General features: G+C 57.9%; 17 protein-coding genes. 11 read left to right on the top strand and 6 right to left on the bottom strand.

What is annotated here, in order from left to right:
• Positions 1-77: 77 nt before the first annotated feature.
• Both thiL and AC2IAX_RS13595 read right to left on the bottom strand, forming a co-directional pair.
• A complete protein-coding gene (thiL, locus tag AC2IAX_RS13600; protein WP_494387959.1) occupies positions 78-1,169 on the bottom strand; it encodes a thiamine-phosphate kinase in 1,092 nt (363 codons plus the stop codon).
• 302 nt (positions 1,170-1,471) lie between these two features.
• Entirely contained in the window at positions 1,472-2,539 is a 1,068-nt protein-coding gene (locus AC2IAX_RS13595; protein ID WP_494390391.1) for a peptidylprolyl isomerase, read from the bottom strand.
• Between the two features lie 466 nt (positions 2,540-3,005).
• On the opposite strand from AC2IAX_RS13595, the gene efp reads away from it, so the two are divergent.
• The 5 genes from efp to cysK all read left to right on the top strand — a co-directional run bounded on the left by efp (position 3,006) and on the right by cysK (position 6,637).
• On the top strand, positions 3,006-3,566 hold the full coding sequence (efp, locus tag AC2IAX_RS13590; RefSeq protein WP_393009782.1) for an elongation factor P: 561 nt from the start codon (positions 3,006-3,008) through the stop codon (positions 3,564-3,566).
• 325 nt (positions 3,567-3,891) lie between these two features.
• Complete coding sequence (accB, locus tag AC2IAX_RS13585) at positions 3,892-4,389, top strand: acetyl-CoA carboxylase biotin carboxyl carrier protein (protein ID WP_494387958.1); 498 nt, start codon at positions 3,892-3,894, stop codon at positions 4,387-4,389.
• Positions 4,390-4,411: 22 nt separating this feature from the next.
• Complete coding sequence (locus tag AC2IAX_RS13580) at positions 4,412-4,753, top strand: DUF2288 domain-containing protein (protein WP_494387957.1); 342 nt, start codon at positions 4,412-4,414, stop codon at positions 4,751-4,753.
• A 270-nt stretch (positions 4,754-5,023) separates the two neighbouring features.
• Positions 5,024-5,461, top strand: a complete 438-nt coding sequence (locus AC2IAX_RS13575; protein ID WP_494387956.1) for an RrF2 family transcriptional regulator — start codon at positions 5,024-5,026, stop codon at positions 5,459-5,461.
• 216 nt (positions 5,462-5,677) lie between these two features.
• Positions 5,678-6,637 carry a cysteine synthase A gene (gene cysK, locus AC2IAX_RS13570; protein WP_494390390.1) on the top strand — a complete coding sequence of 320 codons (960 nt, stop codon included), beginning with the start codon at positions 5,678-5,680 and terminating at the stop codon, positions 6,635-6,637.
• A 197-nt stretch (positions 6,638-6,834) separates the two neighbouring features.
• Here cysK and ald read toward each other — a convergent pair whose 3' ends face one another.
• On the bottom strand, positions 6,835-7,917 hold the full coding sequence (gene ald / locus AC2IAX_RS13565) for an alanine dehydrogenase (RefSeq protein WP_494387955.1): 1,083 nt from the start codon (positions 7,915-7,917) through the stop codon (positions 6,835-6,837).
• A 30-nt stretch (positions 7,918-7,947) separates the two neighbouring features.
• Here ald and AC2IAX_RS13560 point away from each other — a divergent pair, with 30 nt between their 5' ends.
• Both AC2IAX_RS13560 and menB read left to right on the top strand, forming a co-directional pair.
• Entirely contained in the window at positions 7,948-8,208 is a 261-nt protein-coding gene (locus tag AC2IAX_RS13560; protein WP_494387954.1) for a hypothetical protein, read from the top strand.
• A gap of 14 nt (positions 8,209-8,222) precedes the next feature.
• Positions 8,223-9,056: a 1,4-dihydroxy-2-naphthoyl-CoA synthase gene (gene menB, locus AC2IAX_RS13555; protein ID WP_494387953.1), complete on the top strand. Its 834-nt coding sequence runs from the start codon at positions 8,223-8,225 to the stop codon at positions 9,054-9,056.
• A 573-nt stretch (positions 9,057-9,629) separates the two neighbouring features.
• On the opposite strand, the gene AC2IAX_RS13550 is transcribed toward menB, so the two are convergent.
• Together AC2IAX_RS13550 and AC2IAX_RS13545 are read right to left on the bottom strand one after the other, a co-directional pair.
• Positions 9,630-9,923, bottom strand: coding sequence for a hypothetical protein (locus AC2IAX_RS13550; RefSeq protein ID WP_494387952.1), 294 nt, complete (start codon positions 9,921-9,923; stop codon positions 9,630-9,632).
• An 820-nt stretch (positions 9,924-10,743) separates the two neighbouring features.
• Positions 10,744-11,334, bottom strand: a complete 591-nt coding sequence (locus tag AC2IAX_RS13545) for a DciA family protein (RefSeq protein WP_494387951.1) — start codon at positions 11,332-11,334, stop codon at positions 10,744-10,746.
• 584 nt (positions 11,335-11,918) lie between these two features.
• Here AC2IAX_RS13545 and AC2IAX_RS13540 point away from each other — a divergent pair.
• Together AC2IAX_RS13540 and AC2IAX_RS13535 are read left to right on the top strand one after the other, a co-directional pair.
• A complete protein-coding gene (locus AC2IAX_RS13540; protein WP_494387950.1) occupies positions 11,919-13,226 on the top strand; it encodes an SPOR domain-containing protein in 1,308 nt (435 codons plus the stop codon).
• A 193-nt stretch (positions 13,227-13,419) separates the two neighbouring features.
• Complete coding sequence (locus AC2IAX_RS13535; RefSeq protein WP_494387949.1) at positions 13,420-14,082, top strand: PspA/IM30 family protein; 663 nt, start codon at positions 13,420-13,422, stop codon at positions 14,080-14,082.
• 23 nt (positions 14,083-14,105) lie between these two features.
• Here AC2IAX_RS13535 and AC2IAX_RS13530 read toward each other — a convergent pair whose 3' ends face one another.
• On the bottom strand, positions 14,106-14,252 hold the full coding sequence (locus AC2IAX_RS13530) for a hypothetical protein (protein ID WP_494387948.1): 147 nt from the start codon (positions 14,250-14,252) through the stop codon (positions 14,106-14,108).
• A 169-nt stretch (positions 14,253-14,421) separates the two neighbouring features.
• On the opposite strand from AC2IAX_RS13530, the gene AC2IAX_RS13525 reads away from it, so the two are divergent.
• Together AC2IAX_RS13525 and AC2IAX_RS13520 are read left to right on the top strand one after the other, a co-directional pair.
• Positions 14,422-15,201 (top strand): PspA/IM30 family protein, encoded by a 780-nt coding sequence (locus tag AC2IAX_RS13525; RefSeq protein WP_494390389.1) that lies wholly within the window; start codon positions 14,422-14,424, stop codon positions 15,199-15,201.
• 212 nt (positions 15,202-15,413) lie between these two features.
• The gene (locus AC2IAX_RS13520; protein ID WP_494390388.1) at positions 15,414-15,764 is read left to right on the top strand and encodes a thioredoxin family protein; all 351 of its coding nucleotides are present in this window, start codon (positions 15,414-15,416) and stop codon (positions 15,762-15,764) included.
• The last annotated feature ends 21 nt before the right edge of the window (positions 15,765-15,785 follow it).

Here is a 15,785-nt window from a genome sequence, read left to right as displayed (position 1 = left end):
AGCATTGCTCAATCATGATGGCTCAATCCTGGGCCAATTGGGCATGGCCGCCTTGGGCCCGGCTCAGCGGGACAGCCTCAAGATGGCCCAGCGGTGACCGATGCGCTGAAGTGCTGGAAGCTGGCCGATCGCCCGATCGGCTCGATCGCCCCTGGATCCACCACCCAGGCGATCGGCTGCTGCGTTAACGCCTCTGGATCCGCCTCTGGAGCCACCATCTCTCCCACAATGGCCGCCGAACCGCCCAAGGACTGCACCAAAGCAGCAGCCAAATCCGGCGGTAAACACAGCACCAATTCAAAATCTTCGCCCCCGTAAAGCGTCCAATGGCGGGCCCGCGCCAGCCCCACCGCCGCCGCTAATCCCGCCGGAATGGGCAGCCGATCGCCCCACAGTTTCGCCCGCAGTCCGCTGGCTTGGGCCAATTGCACCACCGCATCGGCCAGCCCATCGCTGGAGTCCATGGCAGCCAGGGAGCGATCGGCCACCAGGGGTCGCAGTTGATCCAGCAGTTGATCCAACTGAGCAATTGCGTCCAACCGGGGAATTGGGTATTGGTGGGCCTGAATCCAGGCCGATCGCGCCGCGGCCGAAGGTTCCACAGCCTCCGGGGGCCAATCAGCCCACAGCAGGGCCAACCCCGCGCGGGAAGCCCCGTGCTCACCCGTCACCACGATCGCATCTCCCGGTTGGGCTGTGTGGCGCTGGAGGGAGCGATCGGGCAAAACCGACCCGATCGCCGTGATGGCCACCGTGGCCACGGTCGATCGCGTCACATCACCCCCCACAATCGCCCCGCCAAACTGCGCTAAACAATCGGCCATCCCCCCATAGAGGGACTCCACCCAGTCGATCGTACAATTCCCCGGCAGAGACAGCCCCACGGTAATTGCCCGAGGCGTTGCCCCCATGGCCGCCAAATCGGACAAATTAGCCGCCACCGCTCGCCACCCGATCGACCTAGGAGGCGTGGTGCGATCGCTAAAATGCACCCCGTCCACCAGCACATCAGTCGTGACCACGAGCGATCGCCCCTCGGGCCAATCCAACAGGGCCGCGTCATCACCCACCACCGAGCGATCGCAAAAGGCAAACAACCGCGCCAGTAGCCCCGCTTCTCCCACATCCGCCAACCGCAACGATTCCACCGCGTCCACAACCTCCCGCACTCACTCCAAGCGCACCCAACCAAAACATAACGACTCTGCAACCCAGGCAACCCAGCCCATCGGAACGGTTCCCAACGCCCAAAGCAAAGTCCCCCTTGGCATCCAGGCCAAGCGGGGACTCAATCCTCGGGGAGGCGTTCGCTGCAAGACAGGTTCCGAGCAAACGGCATCACTCAGAACCTGCTGTCACTCATAGGACTTACGCAAAACTTCAGGGGAGTCAGCATTCTTCCAGTTCCCCTCGCCCTTTTTGGGAGAGGGGCTAGGGGTGAGGGTCTTAGCAAATCCTGCGTAAGTCCTGACTAACTGGGCTGCACCAGATTTTCCAGCCCATCCACCACCGTTGCCTTCACCACCTTGTCACCGGGGCGAATCTTATCCAGCACCGCCTTGGCATCGCTAATCGAATAACCAAATACCGCATAGCGACCATCCAGCAGGTTGGCCCCGGCGGGGGTCAGTTCCGGTTCAAACAGGAAGAAAAACACCTGAGACGAACCACCGTCGGGATCCGGCTCCGGTCGGGCCATGGCCAGGGCCCCATAGGACGAGAAGGGCAGCACGGGCAAATCGCCATAGCGGCCCGCATCTTCAAGCGTGATGCCGTAGGTGGGTTCTTTGTCGCCGCTGGCCAGAATTTCTAGGGGAATGGCGCGATATTCGTTGGTTTTGGGATCGATGAAGCCTTCGGCGGGGCCGGCCGGATCGCCAAATTGCAACACGTAGGAATCTTCGGCGCGGGTGAAGGGCAACCCGTCATAGAACCCCCGTTGCACCAAGTCCACAAAGTTGCCGGCCGTGACAGGGGCGCTGTAGCCATCCACCACCACGGTGACGCTGCCTTTGCTGGTTTCAAGGTCGATCGTGGCGCGGCCCTTCAGTTGGGGCAAGTTGGCATATTGGGCGGGCACTTCAAAGGGGAAACCCTGCACCATATCCGCTTCGATCGCCCCCACTGCGTCCAGAATCTCCCGGCGCAGTTCCCAAACCGTGGATTTATCTTTGGTTTCCACGGCGGCTTGGGCCTTGGCGATCGTCTCGCTAATTTGACCGAGCTTTTGGGCGGCGGCTTCCTGGCGATCGGGACGAACGGCCGCCAAAATTTGGTCGCGCTTGTAGGTCACCGTCCGATCGGCCGTTTTCAAGCTGCTGGCCATGGGACTCCAACGCTTAGCCCGCAGGGAACCGGCGATCGATTCCACCTCCGATTGCACCTTGCGAATGGGCGCATTGTCGATCGGCAAGGAGTAGCGCAGCAGGGCCTTACCGTCGGTGATCGCATTCCCGGCCGGCAGCGCTGCCCAAGCGGGAGCCACCCCGATCGTCCACAGCACCATCACCAGGCTCAGGGCGATCGCCCAACCGCCCATCCCTCCTTGCTCCCGTCGTTGCAGTTGTCGATCGACCACCGCTGTCCAGGTTTCGATCGTCTTCGCCCACCCGGAGCGGGTTTGCCCTGCCTTAAGTCGCCTTGGAATAGCCATGATCGAAGATAAATCGAGGTCAATCGAAGTGAATGAAAAATATTGCTGGCTGAACCATGCTGGCTGAACCACGCTGGCTGAACCGGCAATTTCGGTAGCCAACCCGCAAGCCAGCCCCCAGGACTCGCAAGGAAACCAGCCCTAAAAACTAGCCCGCCAGCCCGAAAACCATCGCAACAGCATTAAGCTTGATCGCCAGTTTTCACTAGCCCATCGAGAGGCTGCCAATCTTCCAATCTTGCCATAGCCCGGTCGATTCCAGATTCCTGGCCCCAATACCCAACGGCCCCAAAAAGCGGTAGAGTGTATCCCGTCCTATGCCCGCCTGCGGTGCTTTGTAAACCAGCTTCCGATGATTTCCAGTAACGATTTCCGCCCCGGTGTCACGATCGAGCTAGACAATGGTGTCTGGCGAGTTGTCGAGTTTTTGCACGTCAAACCCGGCAAAGGCGCAGCGTTTGTTCGCACGAAGCTGAAAAACGCGCAGACCGGCAGCGTGGTTGAGCGCACCTTCCGCGCAGGGGAAACGGTTCCACAAGCGACCCTGGAAAAAAGCGACATGCAGCACACCTACATGGACGGTGAGCAGTATGTGTTCATGGACATGAAGACCTACGAGGAAATGAACATTTCCGCCGCCCAAATTGGCGATCGGGTCAAATACCTGAAAGAAGGGATGGAAGCTCAGGTGGTGACCTGGAACGGCAAGGTGATTGAAGTGGACTTGCCCAACACCGTGGTTCTGGAAGTGGTGGAAACGGATCCCGGCGTGAAGGGCGACACCGCCACCGGGGGTCAAAAGCCCGCCAAACTGGAAACCGGCGCAACGGTCATGGTTCCCCTGTTCATTTCCGTGGGCGAAAAATTGCGGATTGACACCCGCGAAGACAAGTACCTTGGCCGCGAAAATTAATTTCCTTCCAAAGCTCCTGGCGATTGGGCCCTGGAGCACCACGACCGATCGCCAGGGGCTATAGGCAATTAGTGTTACAACCGATACTGAATCAGCCCCTACCCCTGGTCTGGGCAACCCTTGGGAATCCGCAAGCGATCGTCCTCAGGCCAGGCAGCTCTCTAAACTAAATCCTGACTAAATCCTGCATTTTGCATTGCCTTGGTTTGCATTGCTTTAGATTGCCTCTTTTTCAACTCGGAGCCTGGGCCCAAGGCCCCATAGACGGCTCTTTTTTGAATCCCTTTAACGCTTTAACATTCTGCGATTAGGAGCGAGACGACCCGTGCCGCTGGACTTTGACGAATTGCGGGAACTGCTGCTGGTTCTGAACCAGACGGACATTGCCGAAGTGACGCTCAAGCAAGGTGACTATGAGCTGACGGTGCGCAAGGCAGTGGCGGTCGCAGCAGCAGGCACGGCGATCTCCCCGGTGGCCATGGCAGCGGCCCCGATCGCCCCGGCGGCGGCCCCGGTGACCATGGCAGCGCCCCAGGAGCCAGCAGCGCCGCCCGCCTCGCCACCGCCCCTCAACGATCCCAAACTGCTGGAGATCAAATCTCCGATGGTGGGCACGTTCTACCGGGCCCCGGCCCCTGGCGAGCCGCCCTTTGTGCAGCCGGGCGATCGGATCACCTCGGGGCAAACGGTTTGCATCATCGAAGCCATGAAGCTGATGAACGAGCTAGAGGCCGAAGTCAGCGGCGAAGTGGTGGAAGTTTTGGTGGAAAATGCCCAGCCCGTCGAATTCGATCAAGTTCTGATGCGGGTGCGGCCCGCCTAGATCACCTGCCCCCATCAAGCGCATGGATAGTGAACCCAGCAACCCTAATTTTCCCGCCGATGACTCCTCCAGCGGCAACCTGCGATCGAGCCTCACGGAATCGATCGACCTAGCCGAATGGGATTGGCTGAAGCCCCACATCGGCCGCGATGCCGTGATCGTAGTTACGCCAGATTTGGACTTAGCCGAAGTGGGCGAAGCCCTGGCCAGCGACAACACCGCCGTCGTGCAGCGCTGGATTGATGAACAGGCGATCGCAAAACCCACCCAAGCCGAACTCGCGGAATGGGATCGATCGGGCAATGCTCGCTTTCAGGCCATGATTGTTGCGCCCTTTGTGCTGGTCAAGCTGATCACTGACTAGGTTCGCTTCATTCCTCTAGCCATGTCACCGGACTGCATCACCGGACTGTATTACCAGACTGTTTTCGGGGCAGATCGCGGAGCTTCAGAGCACAGCTATTTCCCGGAATGAAACCCTACAAAACCCAGCGGAAAACCGGGGTATACTAGGATCGCCCCGAAGCTATCTCGATCGACTCCCAGATCAACGATTCAGATCCATGATTCAGATCCATGATCACAGGGCGATCGCAGGCTTGGGGATTTAGCCTCGCTCCTAGGTTCTCCACCCGTGGAACTGTCATCCAAAAGCGAATATGCCCTCCTGGCCCTGTTGCAACTTGCCGATCGCTACCAAGACGACGAGCCATTGCAAATCCGCCAAATTGCTGCCGATCAGGACATTCCCGATCGCTACCTTGAGCAACTCTTAGCCACCCTGCGCCGAGGCGGTTTGGTCAAAAGCCAACGCGGAGCCAAAGGCGGCTATCTGCTGGCGCGATCGCCCTGGACGATCTCGCTGTTGGATGTGCTGCGGTGTTTAGAAGGAGCCGATGCCAACATTACCAACGACGGTGGCCGTGATCGCCCCCTCGAAAGCGCCATCATTTACGAGATTTGGGTTGAAGTGGATCAAGCCGCCAACGACGTGCTGCAACGCTACACCCTCCAGGATCTCAAGGATCGTCGAGATGCCCGCAAGCAACTCGACTTGATGTATTACATCTAGGCTCTGGGGATCATGGCTGCCCAGGAGCACCCACGAGAACTCAAAAGATCCTGGGGAGGCTCAGGGTACTTTTGGTTGCTTGGTTTTTGCTGAATCGCTGGCTTCATTGCTGGATGATTCAACCGCTTAATTCACTGCTTCGTTGTTCGATCCGACCCATGCCATAGGGGCGATCGACCCCCTCAGACCTGACGAGAGAGTTCCAGCCAGATGCCCATGAACGTCGCCAACAACATCACCGAACTGATTGGCCGCACTCCCCTAGTTCGGCTCAACCGCCTGCCCCAAGCGGAAGGCTGCCTGGCCGAAGTGCTGGTCAAGCTGGAAAGCATGAACCCTTCCGCTTCGGTGAAAGACCGGATCGGCATCAATATGATCGAAGCCGCCGAACAGGCCGGCACGATCATTCCGGGTAAGACCGTTTTGGTGGAACCCACCTCCGGGAACACGGGGATTGCCCTGGCCATGGCCGCCGCCGCCAAGGGCTATCAACTAATCCTGACCATGCCGGAAACCATGAGCGCCGAGCGGCGGGCCATGCTGCGGGCCTATGGGGCGCAATTGGAGCTGACTCCAGGGATTGAGGGCATGGGCGGTTGCATTCGGCGGGCCCAGGACATTGCCAACACAGTTCCCAATGCCTATATGTTGCAGCAGTTCCGCAACCCGGCAAACCCGGAGATTCACCGTCGCACTACCGCTGAGGAAATTTGGGCCGACACGGACGGCAAGATTGATTTCTTGATTTCCGGTGTGGGCACGGGCGGCACGATTACGGGCGTGGCGGAAGTGATTAAGCAGCGGAAGCCGGAATTTCAGGCGATCGCGGTGGAACCGGCTAACAGTCCGGTGCTGTCCGGCGGATCGCCGGGGCCGCACCGGATCCAGGGGATCGGCGCGGGGTTTGTGCCCGAGGTGCTGAAGGTGGATTTAATTGACGAAGTGATCACCGTGACCGATGATGAGGCGATCGCCTATGGTCGTCGGTTGGCCCGGGAAGAGGGCTTGCTGTCGGGGATTTCCTCGGGCGCGGCGATTTATGCGGCGATTCAGGTGGGCCGCCGCCCAGAAAATGCGGGCAAATTGATTGTGGCGATTCAACCCAGCTTTGGGGAGCGCTACCTGAGCACGCCGTTGTTCCAAGACGCGGAGCCGGTGACGAATATTCCGTTGTAGTGGCGGGAGCGATCGCCCTTGCCAGGTTGGCGGAAAAAGCGGCTGGGAGTCTGTCGTTAAATCGCCTAGAACCCTAATTCCAGCGTGACGAGATCGTGGGGGACAAGGGGCTTAAGCCCCTTGTCTATGGTAATTGGGGTGAAGAATCAGCCTCACTTGCCTCAAATGAATTCGGCACGCTGGGGCTGGATGGGCCATTACAAATCAGGGAAAACCGCTTGGACGGCTGGATGTTCGATCCGGCCGTCTTTGATGTTTAGTCCCTTGGCTAGGGCCGGGTCGCGATCGAGCGCGGCCAGTCCGTGATCCGCCAGGTCCAACACGTAGGGCAAGGTGCTGTTTTCCAGGGCTTGGGTAGAAGTGCGGGGCACAGCACCCGGCATGTTCGGCACACCGTAATGCACTACGCCGCACTCGGTGTAGGTGGGATGGCTGTGGGAGGTGGGGCGCAGGGTTTCGATGCAACCGCCCTGATCGACCGCCACATCAACGATCACGGCTCCGGTGGGCATCTGTTCCACCAGCGATCGCCCGACCAAGATTGGGGCCCGCCGCCCGGTCACCAACACCGCCCCGATCAGCAAGTCCGTGTCCGGCACAACGGCTTCGATCGCGGCGCTGCTGCTGTAGAGCAATTCCACCCGCGAGCCAAACAGGGTTTCCAGATCATTCAGGCGATCGACATTCACATCCAAGATCCGCACCTTGGCTCCCAAGCCCACGGCCATCTTGGCGGCTTCGGTGCCGACCACGCCACCACCCAGGATCGTGACGCGGCCCGGCGCAACCCCCGGCACGCCGCCCAGCAAGACTCCGCGCCCGCCCTGTTGTTTTTCCAGGTAGCGGGCCCCAAACTGCACGGACAACCGACCGGCGATCGCGCTCATGGGGGCCAACAGGGGCAAGCGGCGATCGGGCGTTTCCACCGTTTCATAGGCGATCGCGCTGATCCCCGATCGCAGCAAGGCTTCCGTTAAGCCCCGCTCCGCCGCCAAATGCAAATAGGTGAACAGCAGGGGCGTGGTTTTCAAAAAGCCATATTCACCGGGCAGCGGCTCTTTGACCTTCACCACCAACTCGCAGTCCCAAGCCAAATCCGCCTCGGGCACAATCTGCGCCCCAGCCGATCGATAGTCCTCATCGCCGAAGCCCGCACCCGCACCGGCCTGGGTTTCCACCCGCACCGTATGCCCCCGATCGACCAAGGCCCGCACCCCTTGGGGAGTCAAACCCACCCGAAATTCCAGATCCTTAATTTCCTTGGGAACACCGATTTCCACGGGGACTACCTCCTGTTGAAGCGGTCGTAAGTGGCTAAATGCGCCCGATCGCCCCGTTGCGATTTTGTTGCAGAAACCTTAAGGATTTTGCCCCAAAATCAAAAATCATGGGCGATCGTGCATCTGTATGGGATCCCCTCTAAGCTAACGGGTCGATCGAAGATCACGGTGTGCCCCTCGTCACAGATGCAGTTTCCAGAGGCCATGACCCGATTACCCAGCCCCGGCCCGGCCAGCATCCGGGCGATCGCGCCAACCCCTATGCTGTTCAAGCATCCAATTTTTGATTAACAAACCAGCCAACCATGACCATTCAGTGGCAAACCGTTAAACCCTACGAAGACATCCTCTACGTCAAAGCCGACGGCATCGCCAAAATCACGATCAACCGCCCCCACAAGCGCAACGCCTTCCGCCCCAAAACGGTGTTTGAACTCTACGAAGCCTTTTGTGATGCGCGCGAAGATGCGGCCGTGGGCGTGATTTTGCTGACCGGCGCGGGGCCCCACACCGATGGGAAATACGCCTTTTGTGCCGGTGGGGATCAGAGTATTCGCGGGGAAGCGGGCTATGTGGATGAGGCCGGCGTGCCCCGGCTGAATGTGTTGGACTTGCAGCGGCTGATGCGATCGATCCCCAAGGTGACGATCGCCCTGGTGGCGGGCTATGCGATCGGGGGTGGCCATGTGCTGCACCTGCTCTGTGACCTGACGATCGCCGCTGATAACGCGATTTTTGGGCAAACGGGCCCGAAAGTCGGCAGCTTTGACGGTGGCTTTGGGGCTAGCTATTTGGCCCGCATTGTGGGCCAGAAAAAAGCCCGCGAAATTTGGTTTTTGTGTCGGCAATACGACGCGCAACAGGCCCTGGACATGGGCCTTGTGAACACCGTGGTGCCCGTGGCGGAACTGGAAGCGGAAGGCCTGCGCTGGGCCCAAGAAGTGCTCGAAAAAAGCCCGATCGCGATTCGTTGCCTAAAAGCCGCGCTGAATGCCGATTGTGACGGGCAAGCGGGCCTGCAAGAACTGGCCGGCAACGCCACCATGCTCTATTACATGACCGAAGAGGGCAGCGAAGGCAAACAAGCTTTTCTGGAGAAGCGATCGCCCAATTTCCGCCGCTATCCCTGGCGACCCTAGGGTCTATCGTCATTTCCTAAGATCAGGCGAAAACCATTGACTTTTCATATCCCAATCGTCATTTCCTAGGATCAGACGGAAACGATTGACTTTTTATGTCCCAATCGTCGTAACAAGGGGCTTAAGCCCCTTGTCTTCCACGATCTGCTAACGGTGGGATCAGGGTTTTAGGTAATTTGACAACAGGACTAAACCCCAATGGACAGACCTTTTCAGGTTTTTGGGTCTCAAAATTACCCTAATCAAATCAGCACAGGATCCCAGCCTAAAAAATAAACCAGGAGATTCAAGTCCTCCTGGTTTATTTTCCACTTTTGAATGACCGATGACAGGGTGTTGACCCAGTGACCTCAATCAGCCGCCAATGGTGGGTCAAAATTGATTTCAGCCGTTGTTTCAGTCCCTAGCTCAACCCGTATAGCGATCTTTAAGTATTCATTCTGACAAAGGAGCAACGCGCTAGGGAATGGCTGTCAGAAACTTATGGTGTTGGCTCGCCAATGAATTGAGGTCATGATCTACCCTGAAACCATTATTCATCAGGCCTTGATTGCCAACGACATGACTGATCCCCTAGGCAATGGAAGCAGAAGCATTCGATCGCAAAACCGGCGTGGTGGTTGCCAGAGCCGCTTCATTTTTAAACTCCACCGTCGCCACGATTGCCACGCCCGTTTCTGCGGGGCTGTGAACCAACCGCTCTAACGATTCCCAAGATGGAGCGAATGCCGGCATTGCGAGCGGACAAGCCTTCCAGCCCGCACGAACCACTGCATCAAACTGACCGCAATATCCACCACGTCGGCCTTCTGGGGTGTAGTAGCGACAATGGCGGCAAGCAGAAACTTGGAAGGGCGTAGCACTCATATTTTGCACTGCCAACGCAGAGCGCCGCTGAGAATTTGCTAACTTCATTATGGAATTGAGACGAATAGCTATAAAAGTCCTTAAGACCTAGATCTGCTCTGAGATTCAGCGATCCCAAACACTTTTAGAAATTTAGATTATCTTCAGCTTCCGCTTTGGCTTTTTCAGAAATCCTCGTCAGCAGCCCATTGATTTTCCTAAAAAATCAGCTAGGGGATCAAAGGAAAACGGTCTAAAATCAGGCATTAATCATTTTGGCGAGTTTTTGTCAATTGCTTTAAAAAGTCTTTAAAAAGCATCGTTAATTTCTCCAATGATGCTAGAGATCTAGGTTTTTCGTAATGGTAAGTCATGGCAGCCTGGGAGTAAACGGTTACCTGGAATACCATTTTCCAAGAGATGTCATCATACAAAACGCAATATTCAGCAACATCTCTTGAAACTAGCGAGGGTAACACATTCAAGATCAATTTTTTTTGGACATACTGTTAGATCGAGCAGTGTTTGGATTCGCTATGAGTTTGCAATTGGGATCAATTGAGCCAAGGTTCTTTTCGGTCACTTTCGCAGGACATTTTCCAGGGAACCTGCCCAGGATTTTGGCGAGTTAATTCTGCAAGGAATTCCTGCACCAAGTTTCTGATATTTTCCGGAAGCCATCGCCCACACCCACCGCCGCCCACACTCATATGATTGTGGGGTTGTGGTTTCTATAGTTCTGATTTGTGTTTCCGGTTTCCGTTAATCCCTTTTTCAGGCTAGGTTCCAAGTCCAGATGCAGGGCAGCTTCCAAATTCAGGCTTCCAAATTCAGACTGATATCAAGATCCAGGGCCGGATGAACGGGATTGAGACCAGCGTTCAACCATGCACAAACTACAAACTCCCCAGCGCTCTAATTCCGCTGGTGGGGTCGATCGCCCGCAATGGGGACAGCAATCATAGCGTTTCAGTTGACTTTGCACGGAAGCGGCCCATTGGGTGAACGCTTCGGTGGCGGTGGCGGGTCGGGGTCGATCGGGGGGTTGTTGGGATCTTTGGGGCGATCGAGCAGCGGGCCCCAGGACGATCGACTGAGACCGATTTTCAAACCAGCGGGCCGTCGAAAATCGCGCGTCGGTCAGGGGCGGGTTGAAGGGGGGCGTAATCGATTGGTTGATTTTGGTGATCAAGCGCGATCGCTCAAACATCAGGGTTTGGGCCCAAGCGGAATTGGACACCGCCACCCACAACACCCCCTGATGCACGGAAATGGGGCGGGTGTGACCGGCCAAGGCCTCGCCCACAATGACTCGCCATTGCGCACAAAGTTGCAGGAAAGATCGGTTTGACTGCCAAGCCGGGTGTTGGTCAAGCCGTTTCAGCAGTCCATCGATCGGGTCAAAGGCCATGGGCAACGCACTGGGGAGCAAAGGGGTTAATCAGCAGGGATTTGGGAAATAACCGGGATTGATCGAGCCAGTCAGCCCTCCGGATTCAGCCCATGGCCCTGCTCAACAATTCCGCAAACCCACTGACAATTCGCAGCGCAGGGTCAGTTCGATCGGGTTAAATTCGATCAGTTTGATCAGATTGAACCAACTCGGATTGAGTTTGCCCAGGCTGCATCAGCTCAGATCACATCGGCTCAGATTCAGAACCTGTGGAAAAGCCTCATGGGCTAAGCAAACAGCGTTTAATCTGGACAAACGCTTCGCAAAATCTAAAATAGGCGAGAAGCAAGCCCGCTGAGAGGATGTTTGAAAAATATCTTGCAGCCCTAGTCAAGCCCCAATCATTGTCGGGGCAAGGGGCTTAAGCCCCTTGTCTGTGTTGATCGCTATTGATCGCTATCGATCGCTGGGGAAAGCGGTGTATCCATTTTGGCTTGTCAGACATCCTCTGAGGCATTCGTTTAATCTTTTTGGGTCACATCTTTTCTGGTCACATCTTTCCTGGTCACGCTGAACCATTTGGGTGATTATTTAACCCTGCACCGAGGAGCCTCGAAACCGCTATGAAATTCCGCCCAGCGCGCCAACAACCCGCGCGATCGGAGACCGAGCCAGCCCTACACCGTCGCCTGTCCTTGGCGTTGGAATGCATGGAGTTGGACTTAGACGCGGAACTCGCGCGCTATCGCCGCCTGCGGGGCCCTCGCCAAGGCATTGTTCGCCGCTTCTTCCTGAAGCCACCGGAACGGGCCGGAGAACCGCCGCTGTTGGCTTCTGCGGAGGCGCTGGAGGCTTCTGGGGCCCTGAGCTTGCCCCCGGTTCCTGATACTAGCGATTTACAAGCGGCTTTGGTTCAGCAAGCCCGCCGCCCGGCTTCGCCTCGATTGCTGACGGCGGCAGATGAGTTGGGCGAGGATGCATCCTTGGCGGCGAAGTCCGTGGTGCAGGCGGCGATGCTGCTGGAGGGGGCCCAACCGGTGGCCCATGGCAATGGCTGGGATCGACGGCGGGTGCGCCGGAGGCAGGAACCCACCTGGACGGGAATTGGGGTCGGAACGATTTTGGTGATGCTGTCGGGCACAATTTGGACTTACTACAGCAACTATCCCGACAGTGACAGTTGGCTGAAGGTGGGCGGATTTTTGGAACGCACGGGCCGGGCGATCGGGCTGAATCAACCGGCCACTCGATCGCCGGAACCGGTTTTGGCGGAATTACCCCCGGCGGAACCTACCCCTTTGCCCACGGCTCCCACTGGGGTAACGGTGGATTTGACGCGGGATGAGTTTGCTGATTTGAGCCTGGAGAGCCTTTCGGTTTTGGGCGATCGCCCGCCAATGCCCACGGGAACGATCGGGGCGGCCGCCCCTGCCGGAGCCAACTTGGCCCCGCAACCGGCCCTCAGCCCCTTACCGTTTCCCCAAGCCCAGCGGGCCCCAGCCAATTCCCCAGCAGCCCCAGCAGTGGCTAATCCAAGTGCCGATGGGCGCTGGTACGTATTAGGGCCTTACAGCGGGCCCGCCAGCCTGATTGCCGCGCGTAAACAGGTGGCCGATGCCTATGTGCGGGAATTGCCGATCGGGCGGCGAATTCAGTTTGGGGCCCTGGACAATGCACAACAGGCCAACCAGCTCATTCAGCAACTGAAGGCGGCTGGAATTCCCGCCACGGTCTATCGCCCCGCCGCCCCCAGTCCGGCCGCTGGCCCAGGGGCCAAACCTAGCCCGAATGCGAATAGTGCCAATCGCAACCAACCCAATAATCGCAACGCCACTAATCGTAACCAGCCCAATAATCGCAATCAATCTGCGGCCGGCAACCGTTCCCAACCCAGCTCCAGCCCGAAGCCCAGTCCCCGAACCAATCCGTAAACCAGCCGGCCATCCGCCGGTCAAGTCAGCAGCCAGCAAGGAAGTCAGCATCAGTCAGCAAGTGATGATCGGTTGATCGGTAATTGATCAATTGCTGACGAATGCTGACGAACCGTATCGGCATCACCCCCCAGAGGCCCCACCGAACGATCGAAGCGATAGGATCGGGGCAAGAGCCAGAAGGAGATCGAGCGTGGGACTATTGCAGCGACTTGGGAAGCTGGTGCGCGCCAATGTGAACGCGGCGATCGCCCAGGCGGAAGATCCTGAACAGGCCTTGGATCAGGCCCTGATGGACATGCAGGATGATTTGGTGCAGTTGCGCCAAGCGGTGGCCCAGGCGATCGCCACCCAAAAGCGCACGGAGCGCCAACGGGAGGCCGCCACCCAAGCCGCTGAGGATTGGTATCGGCGGGCCCAACAGTTACTGAATGTTGGCGATGAACCGGGGGCGCGATCGGCCCTCAGCCAAAGTCACGGTCAGCAAGACGCAGCCGCCCACCTTCAGGAACAGTGGGAAACCCAACGGGAGACGATCGCCCAACTGCGCAGCACCCTGCGGGATTTGGAAGCCAAACTGCTGGAAACTCGCACCAAGCGCGATTTGTACGTGGCCCGCGCCCGATCGGCCATGGCCACCCAGCGAATGCACGACACTCTGAATTACCTGAGCCGGCCCAACAATCCGCTGGAGCGTTTGGAGTCTTGGACCATGGAACTCGAAGCTCGTGCCCAGTTGTCCCAAACCGCCGGTCGCGATCCCCTGGAGCAATCTTTTCAAGCCCTAGAATCTAACCAGCGCCTAGAGCGGGACTTAGAACAACTGAAAGCCCGTCGTCCCCCAGAGCTTCGGTAATTCAGCAGCAACACAAGTCCGCCCTAGGGCAACTCCCGGCAGCAATTCCCAGCGGCGATTCCCAAACCTCCTAGCCGCCAAAATCCCCGGTCTTGGGCAATTGCACAGGGCCCGGGCCCATCGGCCCCCCAATAGCCGATCGCGGCGGGAGAGCTAACCGAACTTGCCATGGGCCGCTGATTTTCGGTATCTAGGCTAATAGGACGATCGCAACTGCCGGTCTTGATCACGCGGCCGTTGACCGATGGAGTTGGTAGTTTGGATAAAGCAGTTGGCCTTGGGGCCAAGCTTCCCAATCCCGATCGCTTCCCCGATTTAACCAGCAGGAGAGCCACCGTCATGGGCCTTTTCGATCGCGTCAGCCGCCTGATTCGGGCCAATGTCAACGACATTGTGAACAAAGCCGAGGATCCCGAAAAAATCCTTGAGCAATCGATCATCGACATGCAAGAAGACCTGGTGCAAATGCGCCAGGCCGTTGCCCGGGCGATCTCCGCTCAACAAAAAATTCAGCAGCAACATAACCAGGCCCAAAGTGAGGCCAACCTGTGGCGACAGCGCGCCCAACTGGCTCTCCAAAAAGGCGATGAAAGCTTGGCTCGCGAAGCCCTCAACCGCAAAAAGGTGCAAGAGGAAGCCGCCACCACCCTCAAGGCCCAACTGGATCAGCAAGTGGGAATGGTGGATCAGCTCAAGCGTAATCTGATCGCCCTGGAAGGGAAAATCTCGGAAGCCAAAACCAAGAAAGACATGCTCAAGGCCCGGGCCCAAGCTGCCAAGGCCAACGAGCAACTGCAAGGGGCCCTTAGCTCCATGAACACCGGCAGCGCCATGGCCGCCTTTGAGCGGATGGAAGAAAAAGTGCTGGAAATGGAAGCCCGTTCCACGGCAGCTTTGGAATTGAGTGGCGCTTCATTGGAGCAACAATTCGCATCCCTGGAAGCCGGGAGCGATGTGGATGATGAACTGGCGGCCATGAAGGCACAAATGTTGGGCGGTTCCCCAACGCCAGCGGGGGCCCTGCCGGCCAGCAATGCCGCACCGGCCACGGAGGCAAAAGACGCAGCGATCGATGCCGAGTTAGAAGCCCTGCGCCGTCAGCTCAACGACACCAAGTAGGCAGGACACCAAAGCCACCAAACCAAAACCGCGATCGAGTCCGGGCGGGGGCGTGCGGCCGTGCGCCCCTATGCATTGCCCATACAGTGGGTTCAATAACGCATTTTGCGACCTAACCCGCAGGCGGCCGCCCCCTCGAAATATGGCCCTTACCGCCAAGACACCTGTGGATTTAAGATGCAAAAGGCGAATTTTCAGAAGCAAGGACAACGATCGTGAGTCAAGTGCGAGTCATTTCGGATGCCGAATTTGAAAGCGACGTGCTGGGAGCCTCGGGAACGCCCGTTTTAGCGTATTTTTGGGCATCTTGGTGTGGGCCTTGCCGGTTGATGAGTCCGAGTGTGGAATGGGCGGCGACCACCTGGGGCGATCGGCTTCAGATCGTGAAGTTGGAAGTGGACCCCAACCCCGTCAGCGTCAAACATTGCCAGGTGGAAGGGGTGCCCGCCCTCCGACTGTTTCAGGATGGCCAATTGCTGGACACCAGCGAAGGGGCCCTGACCAAGGAGAAGTTGGCGGACTTCCTCACGCCGCATGTGGGCGCAGTGCCCAGCGCGGTTTAAGGGACATCGCAGCAGCATCCT

It is taken from the genome of Limnothrix sp. HT2024 (assembly GCF_059138625.1).
Note: the sequence above shows the minus strand (reverse complement) of the source record. Positions and strands in the feature narration are given on the sequence as shown.